Origin of the sequence: Mesorhizobium sp. WSM2240, assembly GCF_040438645.1 — a bacterium.
Lineage (GTDB): Bacteria > Pseudomonadota > Alphaproteobacteria > Rhizobiales > Rhizobiaceae > Allomesorhizobium.
Genome location: NZ_CP159254.1, coordinates 54,782 through 79,672 on the forward strand (window position 1 = coordinate 54,782; position 24,891 = coordinate 79,672).

Below are 24,891 nucleotides of genomic sequence, written 5' to 3' on the forward strand. Positions count from 1 at the left end.
TGCAGCCGCCTTGCTAAACTTTGATGCCCGCCGCGATCCTCCAATCTCTTCTATTTCCACAAAGATATTGAGCTACATTGATTATATCGGTTCGAGCCCAGCTCGTTGAGAGCGTTGAGGTCCGAAAGTCACCCTACCGACGCCTTGTTCCCTCAACAAGCGGCAATTACGGAATCAGGTCACGATTTGCCGTAGTGCCGCGCCGAGGAAAGGGGAGAGCAGGGTCGAGAGCGGCCGAAGAAGCGGCGAATCTGTCTGCCCTGAATGCTTCAGGTTTCGCAACGAGTAAGACGCCAACTTGGTCGGGGTCATCTTGAAGGGACGACCGCCCTGCCGTCCGCGCGACGAGCGATTTTCAAATCGCCGTTTGCCCTAATGACTGTGAATCGGCATGCAAAAGTCTCTTACAGCACCCGTCCTAACTAATCGGCGTGAAAGTCTCGCTCGCCACCACCCTGAGGCGCCCGAAGGGTGGCCTCAGGCCAATGCGACTTTGAAATCGTCGCGACAAGGTGATCGGGATCCGGATTTAGGCCACTGTCGAAATGAGCGCTTGACGGCTTCCATTTTTTGTCCAACCGAAATTTTCGCACTCCGGGAGCGAAAGCCAAGCTCGCCCGTTAAGGCGCGATGGATGCGATCCTGTTCCACAATCCGACAGCCGGCGCGGGCGACCACGCTCCCGAAGGGTTGTGCGAGATGCTTGGCCGAGCTGGCTTTGACGTGAGGTACTGTTCGACCAAGGGGTCGGACTTCAAGAAGATGCTCAAGGAGAAGGCCGATCTGGCGATTGTCGCAGGCGGCGATGGCACCGTCCGCAAGGTCGTCACGAAGCTCGCGGGCAGGGACATTCCGGTTGCCATCATTCCGCTGGGGACCGCAAACAACATCGCCACTTCCTTGGGAATCCCCGGCGTTGACGAGGAACATGCCGCCGCCTGGCAAACGGGACGGCGGCAAAGATTCGACATCGGGCTGGCGACGGGCCCCTGGGGTAAGCGGCTGTTCGTCGAAGCCGTGGGATGCGGCGTATTCGCCGAAGCGATTGGAACCAAGGTTGACGAGGATGCCCCACGCCAAGAAAGGCTCCTGCTTGGCCGCCAATCGTTGCGGAAATTTCTGAAGAAGGCTGTCCCGCTCGACATCGAAATTGAAATCGACGGCGAAAGCGTTGACGGTGACCTGCTGGCGGTCGAAGCGCTGAATATCGGCTACACCGGCTCAAGACTGCCCTTCTTTCCGCAAGCGGACTCCGGCGATCGGGGGTTCGACGTGGTCTGCATCCGCAAGGACCAGCGCTCCGACATGCTGGACTGGCTCGCCGCCTCGGATGATATGGGCTCGCCCGCGACCGCCGTATTCGGGCGGCGTCTTCGCATTCGATACGACAAATTCACGGCCCTGCGCATCGACGACAAGCTTCCGGACCCGCCCCACAAGCAAGGCGAGGTGAACGTCGAAGTCCAGGAGGACTCGATGGATATTGTTCTGCCGGCCCAACTCGAGAACGAGGCGAGGAGCGGCCGCGATCTTGCGGAGAAGGCATCATGAGCCAACACCGAACCACGAAAGAGCCAGCAATTGACGCGAAATACCTCGCCGAGATCGAACAGACGGCAGTCGAACTAGCCAATCTGGCCGGCGCCGAGATCAAGACCGCCCTCGGCAGCATGCTGTCTGTCCGCTACAAGACCGGTTCCGAAACCGAAGAGATCTGGCAGGATCCCGTATCGGAAACGGACGCCAGGATCGAGGAACTCATCCGCGCCCGGTTGGCAAAATCGTTTCCGGAACACGACATCATCGGAGAAGAAATGGACGAGCGACCGGCGCGCGACCATGACTTTGTTTGGGCTGTCGATCCGATCGACGGGACGACCAATTTCGTCAACGGCTTCCCGCTTTTCGCCGCGACCATCGGCGTCGTGCATCGCGGACAGCCGGTCGCGGGCGCGGTTTGGTGCGCTACGAGCCATGCGCTCAGGTCAGGGGTCTATCACGCCTCGCTGGGCGGAGCGCTCTGCTTCAATGGTGAGGCGGTCAGGCCGAAGCAGAATCCACTCGTGCGTCGGCGTCTGGCCGGCGTGCCTGGCGGGCAATCGAACAAAGGCGGCTGGGAGATGAGAACGACCGGTTCGGCTGCCATCGAATGCGCCTTCGTGGCCGGCGGCATGCTGGAGGCGGCGCATTTCGAGCGCCCGAACATCTGGGATGTCGCGGGCGGCGTCGCTTTGGTTCTTGCCGCCGGCGGTCGCGTCATGGTGGCGGGAGGTAAAGGCTGGACCCCACTCAAAACGTTCGAAGCGCCCGATCGCGGTGACAGCGCGCCGGATCTGCGGCATTGGAGCCGGTCGCTTATTCTGGGCCGCGTTGATGGAGATACCCTGGTGTCGGGTTTGGGTCAGCCCCTGTTCTGAATCTTGTCCGATGCAACCAGTGAGATAGCAAATTGTATAGGCGAATTATCCGCCTGAGTACGCACGGGCATTTTCCGAACTCGAACTCGATCGCCAGTCACCGATGTCGTAAGCAGCCGGCTCGTCGTGTGTGAGCCAGACGCTGAGCCCATCCCGATACATGCGTGCGAATAGGCTGTCGGGGAAGTGCTCGATCGCCTTGTCACGCAGCCAGCGCTCAACTTGGCCCCAATATTGAACGCGACACGAAGCCGTGGATCGCCGATCTTCACCTCGATGTCGTCATCCCAAAAGCCTTGCGCCAGCTTTCGTCCGGGCGCGACAAGACCCGGTAGCTGGCGGGCGCAGTGATCTCCAATCGCGCTGGATGCCTGCTTCGACAGGCAGCCGGCTTGAAATTCTTGCCGGCGGTCTAGTGTCCCGGCGTTCTCGAGCGATTTCGCAAAGATGTCACAAGCCTGCAATTGCAGTGTCATTTCCCGGTCGTATGGCATCGGAAAGCAACCGAAGACGACAAGGGGACGACCATGCGGATTTCGACGATCCTGACGGCGGCGACACTGGCCCTCGCGACAACGGGCTGGGCGCAGGCCGAGAATTTCAAGCTGGCGATCACCGATGTCGAGGGACTGGAGCGGCTTCAGACAGAATGGGGTCCGTTCAAGGCCGCGCTGGAAAAGGCGTCCGGCCACACATTCGAATTCTTCCCAGTCAGCAACCGCACTGCCGCGGCCGAAGCGCTGCGCGCCAAGCGGGTCGATTTCGTCATCACCGGGCCGGCCGAATACGTGGTCATCAACAAGATGACCGACGCCAAGTCGCTGATCGGACTCAGCCGTCCCGACTACTTCTGCGCACGTGGTTAAGGCGGATTCGCCTTTCGTCAAACCCGCGGACCTCGCAGGCAAAAAAGTCGCGCTGGACGATATCGGATCCACCTCCGGTCACCTTTGCCCGTCGCAATTGCTGTCCGACTATGGTGTCGATCCGAAGACCGGAATCGAGGTGACGCATACGTCGCACGCGGTCGCCCACGAGGCGCTGAAGCGTGGCGATGTGGAGGCAATCGGCGTCAACTTTACTGCCGCGATCGCGCGGGAAAATCCCGGAGTGTCGGCAACCGGCTGATATCGGCCAAGACTGTGCTCAGCATTTAGCCGGTGCACGACCCGCGCGCTGATCGCTTCGGAACCCAGCTTGCTGAGCGGGGCCAACTTCCGCTCAGCAAGCAGGGGCTCAGCTAGCAGGGCTGCCAGCCGAGGCAGGGTCAAGCGATGCCAGCCAAAAGCAGCTCCCTTCTCCCTCGCAACCCTGCGCGACAGATCATTCGCCGCGTCGAGGTTTGCTCCGACGATCAAGACCTCTTCAGCCGCTGCCCTGCTTTCCAGCCAGGCGCGCGCCCGGCGGATTCGACGATGGCTTTCGGCAGAGGTAACGGCAATCGCGCCCATCATCAAATGGTACCCATACCCGGTCCGAACGCAATGCAGTCATTGTTGTGCTGCACAGGCTACTATCGAGCTGCAGGCCGCGGACCAACCCGATCTGGCTACTGCCGAAGCGTTCCGATGCAACTGTCGAAGGAGGCTAGCAAGTCCACTTACCGGACTTCGTCCTTCGTCTGCGATGAGGCTGTGGCGGCGTCGGCCGCCTTCTGCTGTGCGACCATGCGCTTGACCAGGGCGAGGAGATCGCGCGTAGTGTCGTGGGGCAAGGCCGCCATAAGTTTTGCCAGTTCAAGACGATCCTCGGCTTCCTCCGGCGTCTGGCCCCAAAGATGAGGAGCAGCCTCAAAAAGCATTTCGATCGGCATGAAGCCGAGGATTTCACAGAGATGGATCATACGAGTAACGTGCATTTTCGAGAAAGCACGTTCGTATCGACCATAAACCGGTACTGATAGACCAAGCAAAGGCGAGAGATCCGCGCGGGTCAGACCTTCATCCTCGCGAGCCTTGCGCAGGAAAGCGGCGATCTTCTCATCCATTTGGCCCAGGGTGGTGATGCCGTCAAAGCCCGGACGTCGATAAATTGGTTTGTCAATCTCCGGGTCGGCTGTTTCCACCAACCCCTTTGCACTTTTATAGCTGATCATATCCCGCGTCACGGACCCAACCCCCTAAATGAAAACCGCCCACGGGGCGGTACTATGCACCAAAATTGAATACACTTGGTATTAATTCCAATCCCCAGAACGGCCTTATTCCCTTACCCATCTTGGGGGTTCAGGATGGGCCGCCGAAGCTGCTGCGCACGGATAGCCTCCGACCTCTTGGACGGATCGATGATGTGCGGGCGGTACGGTTGCAAGGGCATCAACGGTTCTTTGCTGCGACCATCGTCCAACGGTCTGGTCCGCCCTCGAACACTGATTCCACCAGTTTTTCACCTTCTATCCAACCGAGATGCGCCGATAGTTCGCAAGCTATTGAAGACTCATCAATAGTTGTACAGCGCTTCACGCTAATCGTCGATCCATCACCGTGCCTGGATATATCCCATTTGGATATGCGGAAGAGTTCGGCTTTCGCGTGTTCACTGCTCGGCCACATAGCCTTATCGGATATGGGCTCAGTTCCTTTCAGAACAGGCAATATGGCCTGCGAAGTCTCAGGAAGGCCTATGCTCGGCCGGCCGAGCATAGGCGCGGCGTAGATGCCGATGACGGCGCCGACAGCTATTCCAAACAGGAAGCCGCGGCCTATCATTTTCAGTAGCCGTTGTCGCGGAGATACTGGTCGATGGCCGCCTTCATGATGACGGTCATCTTCAGGTCGTTTTCGTGCGCGGCCTTTTCGAGCCGCTTCTTTGTCTCGTAATCCAGCGGCACGTTGACGAAATGCTTCGATTCACGTTCACGAGCGCGCTTCAGATCGCGAAGTCGGGTCCGCGAAACCTCACGCTCCAAAGCGCGTGTCGTCGATCGCTCTCGGCGTTCAGCCTCCGTGGTGGCCAACAGGGCCGTTGGTGCCTGGTCTTCTTCCCCTTTTGCCGTCTGCGGGACTGCGTCCGGTTCAACGGCAGACTTGACTGGCGCCCCTGCGGTCTCTTTCCCAGGTGGCGCGACTTCGCGGGCTGGCTTGGCCGCGCTCGGCCTTGGCCGGCGCGGCGCAACGGGGAAATCCGAAACAGTCGTTTGTCTCTTAACCATTGACTACCTCCTTGAGGTAACTCGTCAGCAGCTTCTCAATGTCGCCGACCAGGCTCACGACTTCCGTCCTTGCCTTCCTAACGGGCTCCGTCAATTCGAGCATTTGCAGTGTTCCGTAGCCGTTTCGCAGCTCGCGATAGCAATTGCGTTCCAGAAGCTCGGTATCGAGCAAACAGGAATCGTAGCCATTTTCGCGGAGGTTGTTCACGAACGGCCGGATCAGCCGATACGCCTCAAGATTGCGAGCCGGAATTGTTAACCGGGTGACGAAGTTAGCCTGCGGAATTATGTACCCGATCTGATCGGCAATCTCCGCTGCGGCTTGCGCAGCTTCGCCTGCTGCCTTGATCTCATCCTGGTTCGGTTGGATCGGCGTGAGGATCAGGTGAGAATTTCGGATAATGGTGTCGCGCACAACGCTGTCCTGACCGGGTGAATCCATGATCACCACGTCATACTTGCCTGCGTCGGCATCGAGGACCTGCTGGATCGTGCCCTGTCGCGCGGCCGTCACCAGATCGATGCCATCGGGTATATTGTCCTTCGCCTCGCAGCGCTTCCACCACTCATGGAGATTCTGTCGGCCGTCGGCATCGATCAGCAGAACGCGCTTTCCCTGAAGGGCGTATTCGCCGGCAATCAAGATAACTGCTGTCGTCTTGCCGGCTCCCCCGCTAACCGCTGACACAAAGACTGGCATTCTCGGTAACTCCCTTCGCCAGGGCGCAATGTCGTTTCCGCTCGATCTCTGCGCATTTGCGCGGGAAAGCCTGTGAACGCCCATGCTACTCAAATAGACTACTTCAACACCATGCGAAAAATCTGCCACAGCCTTGGAAAACATCGCATCGACATAGCCCATGTCAAATCAGGCCCACGGTAACGAACCATATTACTTAACCACGCCATGTCCACATCGTGTGGCAATGATGTGTGTCATATCACACTTCCCGCTCGTGTGGTTTTTGCGTGTCGAACTGGCCAACGGCACTGCGATTGAGAGGGCCTCCCTGGCGGCACCTGTTGAGATTCTGCTGGCGTGGTGAACCCCGGAGCCGCGTGAGAGGCCGTCTGTGACGCTCGCACGCAAGCCGCCAGGGCGAAGAGCGGAGCGTCCCTTGCGGCTGAGTACGAGGGGCACACAAAGGCCGTCACTAGCGGATTTCGGAGGTGAACCCTGGTGAGCGTTTCATCGTTTGAAAGGGCAGGACGAAGTCCCTGCCCGTCATTGCGATAGGTTGAGCGAAGCGAGAGCCTTTCGAGGAGATGATCATGATAGGTGGAATTTGGTTGCTATTAGAGGTGGCAGGATACGGAAAAATGTGCGACATTTTTTCCTGACGATCGAGGAACACGCCCTCGATGCCTGCCGCAAGCGCCAGAGAGAGGGGCCCCAAGGCCAAATGGACGACGTGAGATTCGAGGTCCGGCTCGAGCCGGACCGGAAGGAACGCATGGTGCACGCCCGCGTCAGCGCGGACGAGTATGCAGCCATCGAGAAAGCCGCCCAGGCGGCTGACATGACGGTTTCCGGATTTTTCCGCTCGCTGATTTTGGAAGGCGCCGGGGTCCGGCCGATCCTTACGAAAGAGGATCGCGCCATCATGGCGCTGTTGCTGGAGGATATGCGCGCAATCGGCGTCAACCTGAACCAGGTCGCGCGATCGATAAACAGCGGCAAGAGCGTTCATCCGAGCGAGCTCGACATCAATCTCGCGAACGTGCAGAGCGTCCAAGCGGCCGTCATGACCGAGCTGCGTTCGTTATCGAAGCGCGCCGGTCACAAGCGGCGAGGGGAGGGGTAGGCGTTGGAACTCTTCTTCGGCGCGTTCACCAGCGAATGGGAGCAGCGGCGCGCGGCGCTGCTGCATGAGCTATCGCTTGGAGGGGGACGATCTACGGCCGAGGAAGAATTGCGGCGGCGCATGAAGGCGCTGGCCGAGCTTGGCGCAGCGGGTGGCGGCGGAGGTGGCGGCGGCGCCGCGCCGAAGTCGCGTCACGCAGCGTCGAAGAGTATGCAGGGCACGGCGGCTAAAGCTTCGACGGTGGCGCGGCCGATGCAGGTCCGGCTTGCGGCAGTGGCGCAGGGAAGCCAGCCGGCCGTTGTCAAAATGGCGTCCTATGGTGGCGGAGCGCGGGTCGGGGCGATGCTTAATTACGTTTCGCGCGGCGGCGAGCTTTCCGTAGAGAACGAAAACGGCGAGCGCATCCGAAGCCGTGAGGACCTTGCCGGCATTCGGGCCGATTGGGATCATCTGTTTCAGAACCGAACCGAGAGCCGGGATATCGGCAGTTTCACCGTGGAGATCGCAGCGACTGCTTTCGCGTCCGACGATGCGATGCATGAGCTGGTGAGAAGCAGCCTTACGAGCGGTTTTGGCGACCGGCATTTTGCCTATGCCGTCGAGAAGAACGACGACGGCGCATTGACCGTGCAAGGCGTCGTGGTTCTCAGGAGCGGGCAGGGGGAACGGTTGACGGGTGACGAAAAGGCGGCCGGCATCATTCAGGCCCGATACGATGCAAGCGCAGCTGCGAGCGAAGCGGCTGCCCAATTCTCGTTTCAGGAATATGGCAACGGTGTCGATTACGGTTCGGGCAAGTTGCGGGACCTGGTCGACAGTCACGGTGGCGATGTCCGTGACGATCGCGGCCAGCCTGTCGCGGACGACAAGGCCGCGGGCGACCTGGTGCAAAAGAAATGGCGCGGGGATCTGCACAGCAGAAAAAGCCGCGACGTGATGCACCTCATCATGTCGGCCAGGGCCGGAACGGATGCCGCGGCATTCGAGGGCGCCGTTCGTGACTTCCTTGCGGATCAGTTCGCGGGACATCGCTATGTGTTCGCGATGCACGATCCCGCCAATGACCCGAAGGAGGCCGGGGAGGGCGGCAAGCGCCCGCACGTTCACGCCCACGCGATCGTCACCATGAAATCAGAATCCGGTGACCGGATCGAGACGACGCCGGCCGTGTTCCGGCAATGGCGGGTGGCGATGGCAGAAAAGGCCCGGGATCATGGCATTGCCATGGAAATGACCGATCGGCGGGAGTTCGCCAATCCGCCGGCCTTCACGCGCAACCAGGTGCGGCCGGTCAGCAGGGAAGGGCGGACGGAGCATGTCGGAACAAGCGAAGCCGCGCAGGCGAGGTATGACGCTAAGCGGAACGGCCGGAGAACCTTAGCCAAAAGCGAAAGGAGCCGGGAGTATACCGTAAAGGCTAAGCAAAGCTGGCAAGAAATCGCACTTGCAAGCGGTGACCGGCGCATCGTCGCCTATGCCGCCCAACAGCGGGATCAATTGATATCCGGGCTTTCGGGCGGACAGGCAGAAGCGACCTCCAATGTTGTCCATGCAGATTTCGGGTCAAAGTTCCGCGCCAATCTGGTACCATTACAAGAGCTGGTTTTGGAGGGTGACGAATTGCGCGCGACATCACGGACAGATTTCGAGGCTTATGAAAAGAAGGTCGAGACGGCCTTGTTCAAGCTCGAGCGTATCGTCGGGCCAGAAGAACGGAGCGACTTTGACGAGGTTGCGGCCTTGGCGCGCGAACACGTCAATCAACGGCGTGAGCTCATGCAGCTCCATGAGCAGCGCAATGAGGCGATCGCAGAGCAGGGTGGCGAAGATCAGCAGTCCAATCGGCGTGACGAGGTTAACGACAGATCGGATGCTGCAGTCGCCAAACATGGCAAGGCGGATGTCGACGCTGCAAATGAACTTCTCATCGAGATCGAACACAATCGGGAAGGATTGGACCGGATCGAGGCCGGCGACTTGCCTCATGATCCTAAGTCATTCCGCGCCGGGCTTGAGCAGGGGTTGGAACGCGCAGCGGAACTAGCGGTGCGGGGCAACACCTATATGCGGGAAGTGGCCGAGCAAGATCATGACCTTCAGAGTGCCATCGAGAAGGCCGAACAGGACGCACAGCGACCGGAGGAAGAAAAGGGCAAAACGCCGGCGAGTGTCGATACTGTTGCCGAACAGCAGCGCGATCTTCGCAACGATGAGACGGAGCGCCAGCCGAATGAAAACGACGCTCGTGGGGCTCGTGAACTGGCGTCGACGGTCGACGCTACAAATCGTCTACAGGATCGAGTAGATAAAGATAAGGAAGCCGCGCGGCGTGGTGGCGAAACAACACGGACCGATCCCGCGCAACAGCACATTCCTCGGCTTGAGGAGCTGGAGCGGGAGGAAATGGACAAGAGGGAACGCGACCGCGACGACCGGGAACGTTAAGCGAAGATCATGTTCGATAACCATCGGCAGGATTGTGTAATCCAGAGCAACGACCCAAAGGGCGACGAAGGCTTCGGCAAAGTCCTTGGCTTCGTCATCTGCTTTGTGCTGTTCTTGGGAGCCCTCCAGGTCGCCTATGATGCGGTCGCGGGCTGGTATGACGCCGCTGTGAATTGGGGCAGTGAAACTGCCGCCTATGTCGCCACCTTTTGGCCGCTTTAGCGTCCACGGCCTTTCTCTTACCAATCAGCCGCTCGGCGGTGACAAAAGCACGCTGCCATTGTTCCAGCTCGCCCGGCGGCAAAGACTCGTCGAACGGCATAAGCTCCTTAAATGCCGAACACCAGGTGATGTTGAACACGCATGGGAGGAGATCGGAGAATCGCAGTTCCCGGCCGAAGCGTCTCCGGATCGCTTCATATGCACAGGCCTTGCACAGCGTTTCGTTCTTCCGTGCTATATTTCGCCAGATAACATCCTTCAGCATCGGCGCCACTTCGTCCGGCTCTCGCCTGCAACGATCGCAACGAATGTTCATCGCGCCTGCTCCCATAAGCTGCCTGCCGTTAGCGTTCCGCCGGCTCGGTTTCGCTTTCTGGGCTCTGAAGCGGGTATAAAACCGGTCGGCGCCATGGCCATGTCGCTGGCCATAGCCGCGGTCTGCCAGGTCTTGTGTAAACGCCTTTTCGAACCGACGGTTTCGTTGTTGAGCTCGCCCCAGTTTTTCACGACGAGTAGGGCGGTTTGGTCGGCACTTCACCGCCTTGCGGGCAGCATTCCAGCATTCGGCCATCGCTTTCTTTCCGCCGCGGCCCTCACGCGCAATCAAGTCGATCTCATGCGTCGTGACAATGGCGCGGCAAACGATCTCCCGGGCCTGGAAGAACTGGGCATCCAATCCCGCGGCATCGAGGGAAGTCCGCATGATCAAGCACGAGGCTTGAGCCTGAATCTTCGATGGAACCTAGCGCTGCTCGCGAGGTTGGTCCGGACTGAACAAGAGGAATACGGCCATGGCAAGATGCGACCAGTGCGGCAACGACTATGATAAGGCTTTCCGCGTGAACCTGGGGAATGCAACCTACACTTTCGACAGCTTTGAGTGCGCGATCCAGAAACTCGCTCCGACATGCCCACATTGCGACGTCCGGATCATCGGCCACGGAGTCGAGCAGGGCGACATCATTTACTGCTGTGCGCATTGCGCCGAACAGGAGGGAGCCAACGCTCTTACCGATCGCGCGCCTTGATGCCGTCACGGTCCTATTCCGGGCCGTTCGGGCACTTCGGTTGCGAACGGCAGCAAAGCGCCCCATGTCGGACGTTGAGATTGGCTTTGCCACTCCCTGAAAGCCGACATTCCAAGCGGCGAGGCTGGCGGTCGTGGTTGCGCCATAACAGGTCATTCCAGGTCCGCCTCATTACCAACTTTCAGCCGTTGCGACGGCGCGGAATGAAAACCAGCGCCCAAGCCTAGGTCTGCCGTGCTCGGCGGGCTCGGGCGCGCCCAACCACTCGCGCCTAGTCATTGAGCGCAGCCCGCAGGTACCTATCGCGTCCCCCGCACAATTAGGCTAAACTGCGGGACAAAGGGAGGCCTCCATGCGTACGGTCGCGCCCGTTTCGTTTGTTGCGGGGTTGCTCGTGAGCGGAGCCGCGCTGGCGGAATGCCCAACGGCCGAGGTGATCCAGAACTTCGTTCAGGACTGGCAAGCGAAACGCCCGGCGAAGGCTTTGCCCGTTTCCGATATGAAGGATGCCGTATGCGCTCGCGACAAGGTCGTCGAGGCCTTGACCGACTCGCAAGGCAAGGTCGTCGGGTACAAGGCCGGACTGACAGCTAAAGCGGTTCAGGAGCGCTTCAACTGGAACGCGCCTGTTGCGGGCCTTTTGCTCGAAAAGATGGTTTTGAAAGATGGCGCCGCTGTGCCGGCGGCGTATGGAGCGCGCCCGGTATGGGAAGCCGATATGCTCCTCGTCGTGAAGGATGATGGTGTAAATCAGGCGAAGACCCCCGAGGAGGCCCTGCGGCACATATCGGGAATGCGGCCCTACATCGAATTGAACGACATCGCGCTCGGCCCGAACGAGAAGATCGACGGCTTTCAGCTTATCGCGATCAACGTTGCCGCTCGTCTTGGGGTCGCGGGTCCTGAAGTCCCGTTGGAGGACACGCCGAAAACGCTGAAGCGTCTCGCTGAGGCGAAGATCGTCGCGACCGACGGGAGCGGCGCTATCCTGGCCGAAGGGATTGGTGCGGCTACGCTCGGGAATCCGCTAAGCGTGGTCGTGTGGCTCGCGGAAGACCTCGCTAAGAATGGCCGCAAGCTGAAGACCGGCGACCTGATCAGCGTTGGCGCGTTTTCGCCGCTGACACCGCCGAAGCCGGGTCAGACGGTCACCGTCCGGTATGACGGACTGCCGAACACGCCGAAGGTGTCAGTGAGATTTGAGTAGAGGTCGATGGATCCGGACCGGGCCGACGCATCGCGACCGGGGGGCCTGCTCTGTTCTAACGCGCGGGTGCAAGTCGTCGGAACCGCGCTCGAGGATGTGCGATGGTGCCGGAGACTCGCTATGCCAAGAGCGGAGAGGTTCGGATCGCTTACCAGGTGGTCGGGGGTGGACCGCTTGATCTGATCTTTGTGCCAGGCTTCATCTCCAATCTCGATCACCAATGGGACGATCCGGCGCTAGCGCATTTCCTGTCGCGGCTGGCGAGCTTTAGCCGGCTCATCCTGTTCGACAAACGCGGCACCGGGCTCTCGGACAGGATCGGAAGCCTCCCGACACTGGAAGAACGGATGGATGATGTGCGCGCGGTGATGGATGCCGTCGGCAGCGAGCGCGCTGCCGTGTTCGGCACTTCTGAGGGCGGCGCGATGAGCATGCTGTTCGCTGCGAGCTATCCCAAGCGGTGCCAAGCCCTCGTGCTCTACGGGGCCTACGCTCACTTTTTCACCTGGGTTCTGCCGCCGGACAAGTTCGAAGGCTTCCTCGACAAGGTCGAGCAGTCGTGGGGAACAGGGGCGAGCATCGCTGCGTTCGCGCCGACGCGGGCATCGGACGAGCGATACAGGGGATGGTGGGCACGCTCAGAGCGATTGGGAGCGAGCCCCTCGGCCGTCCTCGCGCTCATGCGCATGAACAGCGAGATCGACGTTCGGCACATTCTCCCGACCATTCGCACGCCGACGCTCGTGCTGCACCGCGCCGGCGACAGCAGGGTCAACGTGGAGGCTGGCCGCTACCTGGCGCAAACGATTCCGGGAGCGAAATATGTAGAGCTGCCCGGACAGGACCATTTTATCTCGGCGGGTGACTACGACAGCATCGCCAATGAGATGGAGGAATTCCTCACCGGCTCACGCGCCGACGTCGCGCCGGATCGCATCCTTGCAACGGTAATGCTCACCGACATCGTCGACTCGACGAAGCGCGCATGGGAACTCGGTGACAGGCGCTGGCGCGCGCTGCTCGACCAACACGACCGGATCGCACGGCTGGAGATTGAACGCTTCAAGGGACGGGAGGTGAAAACAACAGGCGATGGGTTCTTGGCAACTTTTGACGGGCCTGCTCGCGCAATCCGGTGCGCTGCGGCCATTTCAGAGGGGGTGCGCTCGCTGGATCTCCAGGTCCGAGGCGGAGTGCATACGGGGGAGATAGAGGTAAAGCCGGACGACATTTGCGGAATAGCTGTGCACATCGCAGCTCGAATCTGTGCGTTGGCCGGAGCAGGGGAGGTGCTCGTGTCCAACACCGTTCGTGATCTCGTTGCAGGCGCAAACCTTCGCTTCGGAGATCACGGTTTTCATGCCTTGAAGGGACTTGATGAAGCCGTGCACCTGTTTAGGGCCGAGACTTGAAGAGGTACATGCTGACCGCGTCGGCGAGTGATTCCAATGCCCGGGCATCGAGGTAGAGAAGACGGCGAATCATGTGCGCTGGTTCATGCGAACGTCGCCTTTCGGGAAGGCCGCTTCGGAGCCTGGACAACTGTGGACCAGCGTCTCTTTTGGGGTCGACCGCCGAACGGCAGCTTTTCGCGGTTCGAATCCATAGCCGCCAGTCCGCTCGTGATGCGGTGGACGGCTCTCCTCCGCCTTGCGGCTATAGTCGCTGGGCCAGAGCTGAAGGAGAGCTGAGATGGACAACGTTACGACGATTGGTCTGGATATCGCGAAGTCCTTGTTTCAAGTCCACGGCGTAGATGCCGTGGGCCAGGTTGTCATTCGAAGGAAGCTGACCCGCGGGCGCGTGCTGGGGTTCTTCGAGAAACTGCCGCGATGTCTGGTCGGGATCGAAGCCTGCAGTTCCTCGCACTATTGGGCGAGAGAGCTGACCGCACGAGGTCATGATGTGCGACTGCTGCCGGCACAGTACGTGAAGCCCTATTTGAAGCGACAGAAGAACGATGCGGCCGATGCCGAGGCCATCTGCGAGGCGGTGACCAGGCCGACCATGCGCTTCGTGCCGGTGAAGACGCCCGACCAGCAGAGTGTGATGATGTTGCACCGGGTTCGGTTGATGCTCAACCGCCAGCGCACGCAGATATCGAACGCCTTACGGGCCCATCTGTCCGAGTTCGGGATCGTAGCGCCGATCGGGCGTAACGGAATTGAGCAACTGCTCGTGGTCATCAACGATGATAACGACACGAGGATACCGGCTGACGCAAGGCTCTGCCTGCGAATGCTCGAGGCGCAGCTCACGGTCGTGAAGGCGCAGATCCTTGAAAACGATCGCAGGGTGCGGGCGAGTGCGCGAGAGACCGAGCTGGGTCGCAGGTTGATGGAGATACCGGGGGTGGGCCCGCTGTTGGCGAGTGCGTTTGTCGCGACCGTCGCCGATCCGCTCGCATTCAAGTCGGGGCGATGCCTCTCGGCCTGGATCGGGCTCGTTCCCAAGCAGAACTCAAGCGGGGGCAAGGAGAAGCTCGGCAGCATCTCCAAAGCCGGCAATCGCTACCTGCGCCAGCTGCTCGTGGTCGGAGCGATGGCGGTCATCCGCTATGCCGAGCGGCACGGCACGAGGCGACCCTGGCTCGTGCAGCTGATGGCACGGCGAACAACCAAGGTGGCGGCGGTCGCGCTCGCCAACAAGACCGCGCGGATGGTCTGGGCACTGATGACGAACGGCGAGCGCTACAAGGAGCCGATCATCGCGTAGAACGACACAAGGCGCGCGATCGCCGACGAGGTTGGAAAGGGCGGACAGGAGCTGATGCACAAAGCCGGTTGAAACCGCCGGATCAGGAAAACCCACTGGGGCCGTGCACCTCGAGTGCGAGCTTACGATCGGGACCTGAGCCGCGCGAATGGCATTATGGCCAGCGGCGCGTGAAAAGCCGCACTTACAGGTCGGATACATGGCCGCACCAACCAGCAACTGCAAAATGCTCAAATAAACCCTTGCCAACGGAGAGCCGTCCATACACGGCCCCAAGACTGCCGGGCCGCAATGCCCCGATGTCGGTTGAGGCAAACTTGTCGGCGTCAGAAAGCAGACATCTCCGGCGGCAACGCTCCAGATGCGCCGGTTAACGTCTGAAGAAGTCTGAGTGGAGGTCTGCTGCGAGAATATCGTCAAGGCCGCGGATCGCCACCGTCCATGTTAGGAGTCCTGGGCGTGCTTAGGTAAGGATGTCCCAGACGAACCGGACGCATACCAGAAGCAGAAAAATCCCGAACGACGTTTCGAGCGCCCGGCGGGGCAAGGCGTGCGCCAGCGCGACGCCGACGCGCGCGGTCAGAAGCGATGTCGGGATCGTCAGGGCAAAGGTGGCCAGCGATACGAAGCCGATGGCATCAGGCGGCAGGTCCGGGCGGCTGTAGCCGGCGGCCATGTAGCCCAGCGTTCCCGGAATGGCGATCAGGACGCCGACGCCCGCTGCTGTCGACACCGCGCGGTGGATCGGCGCGCCGTGCAGCGTCATAACGAGGTTCGAAAGGGCGCCGCCGCCGATGCCCATCAGCGAGGAGGAAAGGCCGATCGCGGCGCCATAAAGGCGCATGCCGCCCTTCGACGGAAACGCCTCGCGCACCCGCCACCCCTTTCCGCCGGTAAGAAGTTTTGCCGCGTTCTCCGTCGCGACGCCGATAAAGACCGCCTGGAACACGACCGGATCGGCATAGCGCGCGATGACCGCGCCGAGCATCACCCCTGCCAGGACCGGCAGCGCCCAGAGGCGCAGGAGCGCCAGATCCACTGTACCCTTGGCGTAGTGCGCCCGCGCCGACATGATCGAGGTGGGCACGATGACGGCGAGCGACGTTCCGACGGCGAGAGGCATCGCGACCTCGGGCTCGTATCCGAGAATACCGAATATCTCGTAGAAGACTGGCACCGAAATGGCGCCGCCGCCGACGCCGAACAGGCCGGCGAGGAAGCCGGTCGCCGCCCCGGCCACCAGAAGGGCCGCAATCAGGGTTAGGAGCGTCTGGGGATCGGCGAGTGCCTGCAAGATGTTAGCCCAGCAGCATGCGGGTGAGGCTCGCGCCGTCGAAACGGCCAAGCCCCTCCGCGAGCGCACGGTCGTAGCTGGCTTTTGCGGCCTCGGACAGGGGGAGGGACCTGTTGCCCGCGGCGGCAAAGTGCAACGCTAGATCGAGGTCCTTGGAAAGGCCGGATATATCGAAAGTCCCGGGCTGGTCGGCGCCCTCAAGCGTATCCACCACTACCTGGGCGCGGTTCTTCAGCACGGTCGGCCCGGCGGAACTGTCGGCGATCAGGCTTATGGCTTTTTCGGCCGGAATGCCGGCGCCCTTCAGGAGGGTCATCGCCTCGGCGAGCGTTTGCCAGTAGATCGCCAGCGGCAGGTTGAGGGCGAGCTTCATCTGCGTGCCGCTTCCGGCCGGGCCGAGATGCTCGACGCGGCGACAGAGTTGTTTGAGGACGGGCCTGGCTCGTTCGTAAGCGGCGTCGTCGCCTCCCGCCATGCCGAGAAGCTGCCCCTTAAGCGCCGGCGCGACAGTGCCGCCCACCGGGCAATCGACGAAGTCGGCGCCGGCCGCCGCTATCTTTGCAGCGACGGAGCGGCTCTCTTCCGGAAGGATGGTGGACATGTCGACCACGAGGCGTCCGGCAATGCCGGCCGCGACCAGCCCCTCGGCAACGGCGTTCACCGCGGGGGCGTCGGTCAGCGAAATCAGAATGACATTGCAGGCCGCAAGCTCGGCGAGGGCGGCTGCGATGCGTGCTCCTGCCTGGGCGGCCTCCGCGGTACGGGCAGACGTGCGGTTCCAGACGATCACATCGTTGCCCATCTCGACAAGGCGGCGCGCAAAGGCCGTGCCCATTCGGCCGGCGCCGGCAATTCCGATGACGCTCATGGCTCGTCTCCTTCCGTGAGTCCGAGTATCTGCAGCGTCGTTTCCCCGGCGCGCAGCCTTTCCATCATCCGTTCCTCGGCAGCCGCTCGCGCCTCGCCTGCTGCAAGCGCGGCCTCGGCGTCGCCTGCCGGCAGGACAATGACGGCATCGGCATCCGCCACGACAAGATCGCCGCGCTCGATGCGCACGCCGCCGAGCGTGATCGGTTCTCCGATCTTGCCCCGGTCCCGCTTCGTCGTGCCGCGAATATTCGCGCCGCGCGCAAAGACGGGAAAGCCCATTTCGATGAGCCTGGCGCTGTCGCGCACGGACCCGTCGGTGACCAGGGCGGCGATGCCGCGCAACCGGCAGGCGAGCGCCATGATCTCGCCGAAGGGCCCGCTGTCGGTGCTGCCGCCATAGTCGACGACGAGGACGTCGCCGGCGGCGGCGGCTGCAATCGCCCTATGCAGTGCGAGATTGTCGCCAGGCCGGCAGGCAGCGGTAAGCGCGGGGCCTGCCGCCGCCATCTCGGGTGCAAGCGGACGGAGCGGCAGCCCGATTATTCGGGCTGAGGGCGAAGCCTCTCCGATCGTGGCAGTGCCGAGCGCGGCGAGGCGGGCGGCGAGGCTCACGCCACGGGACCTCCTATGCGAAGCTGCATCGGGGCGAGGCCGTCGACCGAGCAATCGAGCACGTCCCCGGTGACGACCGCGCCGACGCCCGCCGGCGTGCCGGTCATGATGATGTCGCCCGGCATCAGGCGATGCTGCTCGGAAAGCTTCGCTATGATCTCGTCGACGCTCCAGATCATCAGCGAAATGTCGGCGTCCTGCCGAACTTCACCGTTGACCTTGAGCTTGACGTGGCCGGTGGAGAGCACGCTGCAATCCTCGACGCGGGTGACCGGGCCGACCGGCGCGGAAAAGTCGAAGGCCTTGGTCACCTCCCAGGGCAGGCCCTTGGCCAAGGCCGCGGCCTGATGGTCGCGCCGGGTCATGTCGAGCCCGACGGCATAGCCGAAGATATGCTTCGATGCCTCCGCCTCCGGGATGTTGTAGCCGCCGGATTTCAGCGCGACGATGAGTTCGCATTCGTAGTGGAAGTTGTTCGTGAGCACCGGATAAGGGATCTCGCCGCCGTTCTTCACGATGGCGTCCGCGGGTTTCATGAAGACCACCGGCGGATCACGCTCGTCCGCATTCATCTCGCGGATGTGGGCGACGTAGTTCTTGCCGATGCAATAGATGCGCCGGACCGGGAATTTTTCGTCCGACCCCGTAATGTCGAGATGCGCCTGCGGCGGCGGCGAAACGGCATAAGAAACCAAAGGTGTCCTCCCCTAAGTGGAATGATTGCAGCGGCGCGCCGGAGGCTCCGGCGGGGGGCGCTCCTGCGCAGAATTTCGCAGAAAAGCATCCAGATCAAGATACGAAACGCACTTTTCAGCCATTTCATATATTCTTGTGCAATTCGTGGCAATTCGTATAGCTTGGTTGTGGGGCGCCGGCGACGTTTTCGTCCTGACCTGCACTCCAGTAACAATGAGTGGGAGGAACTGACTCATGACGCTTGAAACCCAGATATCGCGCCGGACTTTCGGAAGGCTGGCGGCGGCCGGCATGGCGACCGCGGTCATCGGGGCGCCCGCGATCGTGCGCGCGCAAACCGCAATCACTTTCGCCGTGCCGAACCCTTCGGCCCTGACTTGGCTGCCCTATTGGGTCGCAGTCGGGGAAGGTTACTTCGAGGAGGAAGGGCTCAACCCCACGCTCGAGGCAATCGACGGCTCCTCGGCCGTGCTGCAGGCCATGTCGGCCGGACAGGCGCAGATCGGGGCGCCCGGACCCGGCCCCGTGCTCGGCGCGCGCGCCCGCGGCGTCGATGTCAAGTTCATCTACAACCTCTATCCGAAATCGGTGTTCGGCCTGCTGGTAAAGGACGAGAGCGAGTTCAAGCAGCCCGCCGACCTGAAGGGCAAGGTGATCGGCGTCGGCACGGCCGACGGCGCCGAAGTGTCGTTCACCCGCGCGATCATGACGGACCTCAACCTGAAGGAGGGCACCGACTACACGTTCCTGCCGGTGGGCGACGGCGGTACGGCGGCGGTGGCTTTCCTGCGCGACGAGGTCTCGTGCTATGCCGGCGCGGTATCCGACGCCGCGATCCTGGCCGCGCGCGGCCTGAAGCTGCGTGAGATCACGCCGGAGGCTTATCTCGGCTTCTTCGGCAACGGCATCGCGATGCTCGAAAGCCAGATCGCGGCGACGCCCGATCTGGCGCCGAAATTCGGCAAGGCGCTGGTGCGCGGCACGAAGTTTGCGATCGATCCGGTCAACAAGGACAAGGCGCTTGCGCATTGCGCGGCGGGTAACCCGCAGGAAGGCGAGGACAAGAATTTCGCGGCTTCGCTGCTGGAAGGCGTCATCTACCGCATGACCCCGACCGAGGCCTTCGCGGCTCAAGGCTTCGGCTATCAGCCGCCCGAGCACTGGCAGGAGATCCACGATTCGGCCGTTGCGTCCGGAGCGCTCGAAAAGCCGCTGCCCGACCTGGCGGCTGTCTATACGAACGAGTTCGTGGCAGGCTGGAACGCCTGATGACGATGATGGAGCCCCGCCCGCTGCGTCCAATGCCGATCGCACCGGAGATGCGGCCGGTCTATGAGATCGAGCGGCTGTCGAAGACCTATGCCCGCAACAGCCTGACCGCGCTGACGGATGTGAACCTGATGCTCCGCAGGGGCGAGTTCGTGTCCGTGATCGGCTCGTCCGGCTGCGGGAAGTCGACGCTGCTTAAGATCATGGCGGGGCTCCTGCCGCCGACCCGGGGCCGGGTCGTGCTGGAGGGCCGGCCGGTGCTCGGCCCTCGGCCCGATATCGGCATGATGTTCCAGCAGGCGACGCTGCTGCCCTGGAAGACTACGGTCGAGAACATCGTGCTGCCGATCGAAATCCGCAGCGGCCGCGCCGCCGCGAAAGCTGCCACCGCCCGTGCGCGCGACCTGCTGCAGCTCGTCGGGCTGGGCGAGTTCGGCAATGTCTATCCAGGCGAACTTTCAGGAGGCATGGCGCAGCGCGCCGCGATCTGCCGCATGCTGATTGCGGACCCGGCCGTGCTTTTGCTCGACGAGCCGTTCTCCGCGCTCGACGAGCTGACGCGGGACTTCATGAACATGGAGCTGCAGCGCATCTGCGTGGAGCGCCAGGCGACAGCCTTCCTCGTCACCCATTCGCTCGCCGAAGCGGTGATCCTGTCGGACCGCATCCTCGTGATGCAGCCGCGTCCGGGCCGGATCGTTGAAGACGTTCGGATCGACCTTCCGCGCCCGCGCACGCTGGAGATGATCAACACGCCGCACTTCGGCGAAATCGTGGCGTACATCCGCAATCTGCTCGGCCGGGAGGCTTTCTCATGACCGACGTGTCGACTACCGAAGGCGCGGATACCATCTGGGTCGAACGCGACGCCTTCATCGATAGGATCCCGCGCTGGCTCGCCATGACGATCCTGTTCGTCATCGTGGTCGCGATCTGGGATTTCGTAACGCGCATGGGCTGGGTGTCACCTATCATCCTTCCCAGCCCGCGAGAAACGTTGGACGACCTGATCTTCGTCGGGCACAACCTGATCACCGGAGACTACATGCTGGGGGCGCTGTGGACCACGACGCTGACCGTCATCTACGGTTTCCTGATCGCTGCTGCGATTGGGTTCTCGCTTGGCGTGCTGGTGGGCGAGACGAAGTTCGGCGAGCGGGCGGTGATGCCTTATCTGGTTGCGATCGACACAATGCCGAAGATCGCCTTCGCTCCTCTTTTCATCGCCTGGCTGGGATTCGACATATCCTCCAAGGTGGCGCTTGCCGCCTTTATCGCCACCTTCGCGATCGTAGTGGCGACGGCGGCCGGATTGTATGCCGCGTCCGAAAGCGAGAGGATGCTGTTCAAGTCGATGGGAGCATCACGGTTCCAGACGCTGATCCGTCTCAAGCTGCCGACCGGACTGCCCTATATCTTCACCGGCCTGAAGATCGCCTCGGTCGGTGTCATGGCCGGCGCGATCACGGGAGAGTTCCTGGGAGGAGGGAAGGGATTCGGGGCGCTGATCAGGCAGGCGGCCAGCCAGATGAACACGCCGCGCGTTTTCGCGCTCATCCTCTACCTCAGCCTTCTCGGCCTGGCACTCTATTTCACCATCGCCTGGGCCCAGCGGCGACTGGTATTCTGGAATAAGGCCGAACGGCTGGGAGCGATCGGCTGAGATGAGCGGTACGAGCGCCGGCGTGGTGGAGGTCAGGAACCTGTCCGAGCAGGCTTATGACCGGATTCGCCACGACATACTGTACGGAGAATTGTTTCCCGACGAGAAGCTGCAGATAGACGCGATCTCCGAACGCTATGGGATCGGGGCCGTACCGGTCCGCGAGGCGCTGAACCGGCTTTCGTCGGAGGGGCTTGTCGACAGGAAAAGCCACCGCGGCTTCTTCGTCGCGACCATTTCGATGGCCGATCTCGAGGAGTTGGTGAAGACGCGCATCTGGCTGGAGACGCTCGCGCTGGAGCAGTCGATGCGCAACGTCGATGACGCCTGGGAGGAGAAGCTGGTGGTAAGCTACCATCGCCTTGCGCGCACGCAGCGGCTGCTGCCCACCCAGCAGGGGCGGGAAATCTCCGAGGAATGGGAAGTCCGCCACAAGGCGTTTCACATGCTGCTTCTGGACCGATGCGGATCGAGCCTGCTGCTAGGCTTCTGCTCGACGCTGATGGATCAGGCGGTCCGGTACCGGAACCTGTCGATGAACACGAATCCGAGCCGGCTACGGCGCGAGGGCGCGGCGGCCGAGCACCAGGCGATCATGGACGCGGTGCTGGAGCGGGATACCGCGCTTGCGTGTCGGCTGCTGACAGAACACTACCAGACGACCCTGGAGGGCCTCCGGCAGGTCATCCTCGGTCGGACAGATCCAAATTTGCCGCAGACACGCGCCCGGGCCGGTGGCAGTTCGTTCACATAGCGGCGGAGTTCGCTACGCAATGGTGGATGTACAGTTGGGCAAGCTTAAGGATTGGCAGATCAGTCAGAACTCGCGCGAACTGAATGTCCGCTCACTTGGATCTGAAACCAGAAGCTGCCGGTCCGCTTCTGGTCCAGTGCTGACAGTCTGCAAAGCGCTCCATGTCGGTCGTTGAGGTGATCTTTACAGTCCCCAACAGCAGACGTTGCCGGAGACTATCCTAGACATCGTAGTACGCCAGATTCAGACGTCTCCGGCGAACGCACCGAATGTCGCGATCTGGCATCAGAAAGCTGCCGTTCGCCATCAATAGGGTTCAGCTTACCGGCTCACCTTCGGGTGCTCCTCGGCGGAGCTTGTCGGGAAGCCGCTCCCCCTCGGGCGTGAACTCAAGCGATCCTGAATTTATGCAATAACGCTCTCCGGTTGGCGGCGGACCGTCATGAAAGACGTGGCCTTGGTGCGCGCCACAACGCGCGCAAACGATTTCCGTTCTGACCATGCCGTAGCTGGTGTCGCGGATGCCAAGCAGATGTTCTTCGGCGAAGGGCGCGGTAAAGCTAGGCCATCCGGTGCCACTGGGTATTACGCCATGCCGAGCAAATCCGCAGAAGAAGCGCGGGTGGCGGCATGACAGCCACCCGCAATTCGACTTTCAACAGCTTATCAGGCCAATATTGGCTCGGGCCGATCCGGCGTCTCGATTAAAATCGCTTGGCGGAGGGGCTTGAAGGCCGTGCGAATTTCGGCCGTCATGAACTTGGGTTGCTCCCAAGCCGCGAAATGTCCGCCCCTCGGCAGTGTGTTGAAGTGTATGAGGTTCGGATATGCCTTTTCAACCCAGCTCCTTGGTGCTTCGTACATCTCGTCCGGGAATACACTGCAGGCCGTCGGAAGCCTCACGCCCTTGGCAGCGAAGAAAGAGGTTCCTGCGACCGTATTCTCCCAGTAAAGACGAGCCGCAGAAATCGCAGTGTTCGTGAGCCAGAAGAGCGTCACGTTGTCGAGAACGTCGTCGCGGGTGAGGCCTTCTTCCACTCCGGCGAAAGATCTCGCGATCATAGCGTGGCTTTTCCAGTCGTGATCGATCATGAATGCTGCCAATCCGACAGGCGAATCTACCAGTCCAGTCAGGGTTTGCGGACGCGTGCCCATCATGAAGGCGTAGGCGAACTTGTTCTCGCGGATTTGTTCACAGGCTTTCCTCTCCTCATCCGTAAGGTCCGCCGGCAGCGGGTAGCCGGACCAGATCACCGCATCCACGTCAGGCGGTACCACTTCGGGCATATTAGTATGTATTCCGATCAGACCTTGCGGCTCCTGGATGCCCATAAAATTGACGACGATGGAGCCCCAATCACCGCCTTGCGCCAGGTATCTCTGGTAGCCAAGGCGGGCCATCAGCTCGGCATAAGCGCGCGCGATACGGTCGGGATTCCAGCCCGTGGCGGTCGGCTTCCCCGAAAAGCCGTAACCCGGCATCGATGGAATAATAACGTGAAATGCGTCCGCTTCGCCTCCGCCCTGCGCGGTTGGATCGGTCAGCGGCTCGATAAGCTTCATTTGCTCTATTATCGAGCCCGGCCAGCCATGCGCAATTAGGAGCGGAACGGCATTCTCATGCTTCGAACGAACGTGAATGAAATGGAAGTCGAGACCGTCGATTTCCGTGAGGAAGTGCGGGTACGAGTTGATTTTTCCTTCGATTCTGCGCCAGTCGTACTCGTCGGCCCAGTAGCGCGCAAGTTCCTGGATTGTCTCGAGTTTTACGCCCTGCGACTGATCCGAGACAGTTTCCCGCTCGGGCCATCGCGTGGCTCTGACACGACGCTTGAGTTCGAGAAGATCTTCTTCCGGAATGTCAACGCGGAATGGCCGGATCGAATTGTCAGGCATGCTGGTTCTCCCCGTTTGCACGGCAGGGATCGGCCCTACCGGCGGACAACAATATGCCGGCCGGCAGGACCGGCGCTGATGCCTCGTGAGGGTGCCGAACGGCGGATCAAACACGGTGCGCCGAAGTCGGCTCGGTCGCGACGACGGACCCATTTTTACAGGATTTGGCGGCCGCAGTCACGGGACTTGCTGGGTTAAGTCTAGGGCTTACGAAGGTCGCTTGCGATCGAATGGCGCGATTGATGCGACGGCTGCAATTGAAACAAGGACTGCCTAGCGGAATGGAGGCTTTCCACGCGACATTGCCAAAACGCCTTCCGCTTTCGGCCCAGCTTGCTTGAGATCGCCTCCGCGGTGGCTCTACTAGGCCGAAAAGGTCACTCGCACGCCCCGCTGCCGGAAATAAGCCTGCATCAGCTTGCGCCCTGAACGGTTGTTCTGTGCGAGCCTGGTCGGATCAAACACTGCCTCTTTCAACCCTTCCCGTGTCAGCGCTGCTTTGAGGCTCGCTATATGTGTGTCGATGTCGGCATTGTCTGATTGCAGCGATGCATAGATGCTGTCGGTTGCCTCGGCCACGGTTGGCTCGCTCACGATCGTACTCCTTACGTTGTTGGGGTAACCTAGATTGGCGGCTTTCACGGCGGCCGCGTAGCCGATGCCACCGCACGATGTGCCCCGACACGCGACCCAAGCTGCAGGCCCCGACTGTGAGAGGTGTTTGGATCCACTCTGTCAGCGTGACCGCCACGCTCCCACTGTAATCGCATCCCGAAGCTCTGGCGAACTCGCCTTGACGCTTGTTCTCTTGAACGGCGGCTTACCTCAAAGGGACCCCGGAACCGGA

26 protein-coding genes and 2 pseudogenes are annotated in these 24,891 nt (G+C 61.4%); 16 read left to right on the forward strand and 12 right to left on the reverse strand.

The window, feature by feature from the left end; genetic code table 11:
* Positions 1-630: 630 nt before the first annotated feature.
* From ABVK50_RS28685 to ABVK50_RS28700, 4 genes are all read left to right on the forward strand, one after another.
* Complete coding sequence (locus tag ABVK50_RS28685) at positions 631-1,551, forward strand: diacylglycerol kinase family protein (protein WP_353646097.1); 921 nt, start codon at positions 631-633, stop codon at positions 1,549-1,551.
* Positions 1,548-2,417 (forward strand): inositol monophosphatase family protein, encoded by an 870-nt coding sequence (locus ABVK50_RS28690; protein ID WP_353646098.1) that lies wholly within the window; start codon positions 1,548-1,550, stop codon positions 2,415-2,417. Before ABVK50_RS28685 ends, ABVK50_RS28690 begins: the two co-directional genes overlap by 4 nt.
* A gap of 527 nt (positions 2,418-2,944) precedes the next feature.
* Positions 2,945-3,283 carry a PhnD/SsuA/transferrin family substrate-binding protein gene (locus ABVK50_RS28695; RefSeq protein ID WP_353646099.1) on the forward strand — a complete coding sequence of 113 codons (339 nt, stop codon included), beginning with the start codon at positions 2,945-2,947 and terminating at the stop codon, positions 3,281-3,283.
* Positions 3,276-3,545, forward strand: a complete 270-nt coding sequence (locus tag ABVK50_RS28700) for a PhnD/SsuA/transferrin family substrate-binding protein (RefSeq protein ID WP_353646100.1) — start codon at positions 3,276-3,278, stop codon at positions 3,543-3,545. Before ABVK50_RS28695 ends, ABVK50_RS28700 begins: the two co-directional genes overlap by 8 nt.
* Before the next feature lie 472 nt (positions 3,546-4,017).
* Here ABVK50_RS28700 and ABVK50_RS28705 read toward each other — a convergent pair whose 3' ends face one another.
* The 4 genes from ABVK50_RS28705 to ABVK50_RS28720 all read right to left on the reverse strand — a co-directional run bounded on the left by ABVK50_RS28705 (position 4,018) and on the right by ABVK50_RS28720 (position 6,268).
* Positions 4,018-4,512 carry a helix-turn-helix transcriptional regulator gene (locus tag ABVK50_RS28705; RefSeq protein ID WP_353646101.1) on the reverse strand — a complete coding sequence of 165 codons (495 nt, stop codon included), beginning with the start codon at positions 4,510-4,512 and terminating at the stop codon, positions 4,018-4,020.
* Between the two features lie 220 nt (positions 4,513-4,732).
* Positions 4,733-5,125, reverse strand: a complete 393-nt coding sequence (locus ABVK50_RS28710; RefSeq protein WP_353646102.1) for a hypothetical protein — start codon at positions 5,123-5,125, stop codon at positions 4,733-4,735.
* A gap of 2 nt (positions 5,126-5,127) precedes the next feature.
* Positions 5,128-5,568: a hypothetical protein gene (locus tag ABVK50_RS28715; RefSeq protein WP_353646103.1), complete on the reverse strand. Its 441-nt coding sequence runs from the start codon at positions 5,566-5,568 to the stop codon at positions 5,128-5,130.
* Positions 5,561-6,268, reverse strand: coding sequence for a ParA family protein (locus ABVK50_RS28720; RefSeq protein ID WP_353646172.1), 708 nt, complete (start codon positions 6,266-6,268; stop codon positions 5,561-5,563). Before ABVK50_RS28720 ends, ABVK50_RS28715 begins: the two co-directional genes overlap by 8 nt.
* A 703-nt stretch (positions 6,269-6,971) precedes the next feature.
* On the opposite strand from ABVK50_RS28720, the gene ABVK50_RS28725 reads away from it, so the two are divergent.
* The 8 genes from ABVK50_RS28725 (at position 6,972) to ABVK50_RS28760 (ending at position 14,990) form a co-directional block, all read left to right on the forward strand.
* A complete protein-coding gene (locus ABVK50_RS28725) occupies positions 6,972-7,373 on the forward strand; it encodes a MobC family plasmid mobilization relaxosome protein (RefSeq protein ID WP_353646173.1) in 402 nt (133 codons plus the stop codon).
* Positions 7,374-7,376: 3 nt separating this feature from the next.
* Complete coding sequence (locus ABVK50_RS28730) at positions 7,377-9,818, forward strand: conjugal transfer protein TraA (protein ID WP_353646104.1); 2,442 nt, start codon at positions 7,377-7,379, stop codon at positions 9,816-9,818.
* 9 nt (positions 9,819-9,827) lie between these two features.
* On the forward strand, positions 9,828-10,040 hold the full coding sequence (locus ABVK50_RS28735; protein WP_353646105.1) for a hypothetical protein: 213 nt from the start codon (positions 9,828-9,830) through the stop codon (positions 10,038-10,040).
* The gene (locus ABVK50_RS28740) at positions 10,000-10,866 is read left to right on the forward strand and encodes a hypothetical protein (protein ID WP_353646106.1); all 867 of its coding nucleotides are present in this window, start codon (positions 10,000-10,002) and stop codon (positions 10,864-10,866) included. The genes ABVK50_RS28735 and ABVK50_RS28740 overlap by 41 nt, the downstream gene beginning before the upstream one ends.
* Positions 10,832-11,068 carry a hypothetical protein gene (locus ABVK50_RS28745; RefSeq protein WP_353646107.1) on the forward strand — a complete coding sequence of 79 codons (237 nt, stop codon included), beginning with the start codon at positions 10,832-10,834 and terminating at the stop codon, positions 11,066-11,068. Before ABVK50_RS28740 ends, ABVK50_RS28745 begins: the two co-directional genes overlap by 35 nt.
* A 352-nt stretch (positions 11,069-11,420) precedes the next feature.
* Entirely contained in the window at positions 11,421-12,275 is an 855-nt protein-coding gene (locus ABVK50_RS28750) for a fumarylacetoacetate hydrolase family protein (protein WP_353646108.1), read from the forward strand.
* Between the two features lie 101 nt (positions 12,276-12,376).
* The gene (locus tag ABVK50_RS28755; protein WP_353646109.1) at positions 12,377-13,687 is read left to right on the forward strand and encodes an adenylate/guanylate cyclase domain-containing protein; all 1,311 of its coding nucleotides are present in this window, start codon (positions 12,377-12,379) and stop codon (positions 13,685-13,687) included.
* Positions 13,688-13,967: 280 nt separating this feature from the next.
* The gene (locus ABVK50_RS28760) at positions 13,968-14,990 is read left to right on the forward strand and encodes an IS110 family transposase (protein ID WP_353646110.1); all 1,023 of its coding nucleotides are present in this window, start codon (positions 13,968-13,970) and stop codon (positions 14,988-14,990) included.
* A gap of 463 nt (positions 14,991-15,453) precedes the next feature.
* Here ABVK50_RS28760 and ABVK50_RS28765 read toward each other — a convergent pair whose 3' ends face one another.
* The 5 genes and pseudogenes from ABVK50_RS28765 to ABVK50_RS28785 form a co-directional block, all read right to left on the reverse strand.
* Entirely contained in the window at positions 15,454-16,287 is an 834-nt protein-coding gene (locus tag ABVK50_RS28765; RefSeq protein WP_353646174.1) for a sulfite exporter TauE/SafE family protein, read from the reverse strand.
* Position 16,288: 1 nt separating this feature from the next.
* Entirely contained in the window at positions 16,289-16,759 is a 471-nt protein-coding gene (locus ABVK50_RS28770) for an NAD-binding protein (protein WP_353646175.1), read from the reverse strand.
* Positions 16,739-17,164 (reverse strand): annotated as a pseudogene (locus tag ABVK50_RS28775) (NAD(P)-binding domain-containing protein); the annotation flags it as partial. The gene ABVK50_RS28770 and the pseudogene ABVK50_RS28775, both read right to left, overlap by 21 nt.
* On the reverse strand, positions 17,149-17,766 hold the full coding sequence (locus ABVK50_RS28780) for an RraA family protein (RefSeq protein WP_353646111.1): 618 nt from the start codon (positions 17,764-17,766) through the stop codon (positions 17,149-17,151). The pseudogene ABVK50_RS28775 and the gene ABVK50_RS28780, both read right to left, overlap by 16 nt.
* The gene (locus tag ABVK50_RS28785; RefSeq protein ID WP_353646112.1) at positions 17,763-18,461 is read right to left on the reverse strand and encodes a fumarylacetoacetate hydrolase family protein; all 699 of its coding nucleotides are present in this window, start codon (positions 18,459-18,461) and stop codon (positions 17,763-17,765) included. The genes ABVK50_RS28780 and ABVK50_RS28785 overlap by 4 nt, the downstream gene beginning before the upstream one ends.
* Positions 18,462-18,696: 235 nt before the next feature.
* Between ABVK50_RS28785 and ABVK50_RS28790 the strand changes: the two genes are divergently transcribed.
* Genes ABVK50_RS28790 through ABVK50_RS28805 form a run of 4 tightly spaced genes read left to right on the forward strand, consistent with a single transcriptional unit; the run spans position 18,697 to position 22,148 of the window.
* Positions 18,697-19,731 (forward strand): ABC transporter substrate-binding protein, encoded by a 1,035-nt coding sequence (locus ABVK50_RS28790; RefSeq protein ID WP_353646113.1) that lies wholly within the window; start codon positions 18,697-18,699, stop codon positions 19,729-19,731.
* Positions 19,732-19,736: 5 nt separating this feature from the next.
* Positions 19,737-20,549: an ABC transporter ATP-binding protein gene (locus ABVK50_RS28795; protein WP_353646176.1), complete on the forward strand. Its 813-nt coding sequence runs from the start codon at positions 19,737-19,739 to the stop codon at positions 20,547-20,549.
* A complete protein-coding gene (locus ABVK50_RS28800; RefSeq protein ID WP_353646114.1) occupies positions 20,546-21,394 on the forward strand; it encodes an ABC transporter permease in 849 nt (282 codons plus the stop codon). The genes ABVK50_RS28795 and ABVK50_RS28800 overlap by 4 nt, the downstream gene beginning before the upstream one ends.
* 1 nt (position 21,395) lies before the next feature.
* Positions 21,396-22,148: a GntR family transcriptional regulator gene (locus ABVK50_RS28805; protein WP_353646115.1), complete on the forward strand. Its 753-nt coding sequence runs from the start codon at positions 21,396-21,398 to the stop codon at positions 22,146-22,148.
* A 316-nt stretch (positions 22,149-22,464) separates the two neighbouring features.
* Here ABVK50_RS28805 and ABVK50_RS28810 read toward each other — a convergent pair.
* The 3 genes and pseudogenes from ABVK50_RS28810 to ABVK50_RS28820 all read right to left on the reverse strand — a co-directional run.
* Positions 22,465-22,728: pseudogene (locus ABVK50_RS28810) on the reverse strand (peptide-methionine (R)-S-oxide reductase); the annotation flags it as partial.
* An 86-nt stretch (positions 22,729-22,814) separates the two neighbouring features.
* The gene (locus ABVK50_RS28815) at positions 22,815-24,044 is read right to left on the reverse strand and encodes an epoxide hydrolase (protein ID WP_353646116.1); all 1,230 of its coding nucleotides are present in this window, start codon (positions 24,042-24,044) and stop codon (positions 22,815-22,817) included.
* A gap of 363 nt (positions 24,045-24,407) precedes the next feature.
* Positions 24,408-24,641, reverse strand: coding sequence for a hypothetical protein (locus ABVK50_RS28820; RefSeq protein WP_353646177.1), 234 nt, complete (start codon positions 24,639-24,641; stop codon positions 24,408-24,410).
* Between the last annotated feature and the right edge of the window lie 250 nt (positions 24,642-24,891).

Bases quoted from the DNA above. Each gene is read 5' to 3' on its own strand.
- ABVK50_RS28685 (WP_353646097.1), top strand. From the start codon at position 631: ATGGATGCGATCCTGTTCCACAATCCGACAGCCGGCGCGGGCGACCAC.
- ABVK50_RS28690 (WP_353646098.1), top strand. From the start codon at position 1,548: ATGAGCCAACACCGAACCACGAAAGAGCCAGCAATTGACGCGAAATAC.
- ABVK50_RS28695 (WP_353646099.1), top strand. From the start codon at position 2,945: ATGCGGATTTCGACGATCCTGACGGCGGCGACACTGGCCCTCGCGACA.
- ABVK50_RS28705 (WP_353646101.1), bottom strand. From the start codon at position 4,512: ATGATCAGCTATAAAAGTGCAAAGGGGTTGGTGGAAACAGCCGACCCG.
- ABVK50_RS28710 (WP_353646102.1), bottom strand. From the start codon at position 5,125: ATGATAGGCCGCGGCTTCCTGTTTGGAATAGCTGTCGGCGCCGTCATC.
- ABVK50_RS28715 (WP_353646103.1), bottom strand. From the start codon at position 5,568: ATGGTTAAGAGACAAACGACTGTTTCGGATTTCCCCGTTGCGCCGCGC.
- ABVK50_RS28720 (WP_353646172.1), bottom strand. From the start codon at position 6,268: ATGCCAGTCTTTGTGTCAGCGGTTAGCGGGGGAGCCGGCAAGACGACA.
- ABVK50_RS28725 (WP_353646173.1), top strand. From the start codon at position 6,972: ATGGACGACGTGAGATTCGAGGTCCGGCTCGAGCCGGACCGGAAGGAA.
- ABVK50_RS28735 (WP_353646105.1), top strand. From the start codon at position 9,828: ATGTTCGATAACCATCGGCAGGATTGTGTAATCCAGAGCAACGACCCA.
- ABVK50_RS28745 (WP_353646107.1), top strand. From the start codon at position 10,832: ATGGCAAGATGCGACCAGTGCGGCAACGACTATGATAAGGCTTTCCGC.
- ABVK50_RS28750 (WP_353646108.1), top strand. From the start codon at position 11,421: ATGCGTACGGTCGCGCCCGTTTCGTTTGTTGCGGGGTTGCTCGTGAGC.
- ABVK50_RS28755 (WP_353646109.1), top strand. From the start codon at position 12,377: ATGGTGCCGGAGACTCGCTATGCCAAGAGCGGAGAGGTTCGGATCGCT.
- ABVK50_RS28760 (WP_353646110.1), top strand. From the start codon at position 13,968: ATGGACAACGTTACGACGATTGGTCTGGATATCGCGAAGTCCTTGTTT.
- ABVK50_RS28770 (WP_353646175.1), bottom strand. From the start codon at position 16,759: ATGGCGGGAGGCGACGACGCCGCTTACGAACGAGCCAGGCCCGTCCTC.
- ABVK50_RS28790 (WP_353646113.1), top strand. From the start codon at position 18,697: ATGACGCTTGAAACCCAGATATCGCGCCGGACTTTCGGAAGGCTGGCG.
- ABVK50_RS28795 (WP_353646176.1), top strand. From the start codon at position 19,737: ATGATGGAGCCCCGCCCGCTGCGTCCAATGCCGATCGCACCGGAGATG.
- ABVK50_RS28800 (WP_353646114.1), top strand. From the start codon at position 20,546: ATGACCGACGTGTCGACTACCGAAGGCGCGGATACCATCTGGGTCGAA.
- ABVK50_RS28805 (WP_353646115.1), top strand. From the start codon at position 21,396: ATGAGCGGTACGAGCGCCGGCGTGGTGGAGGTCAGGAACCTGTCCGAG.
- ABVK50_RS28815 (WP_353646116.1), bottom strand. From the start codon at position 24,044: ATGCCTGACAATTCGATCCGGCCATTCCGCGTTGACATTCCGGAAGAA.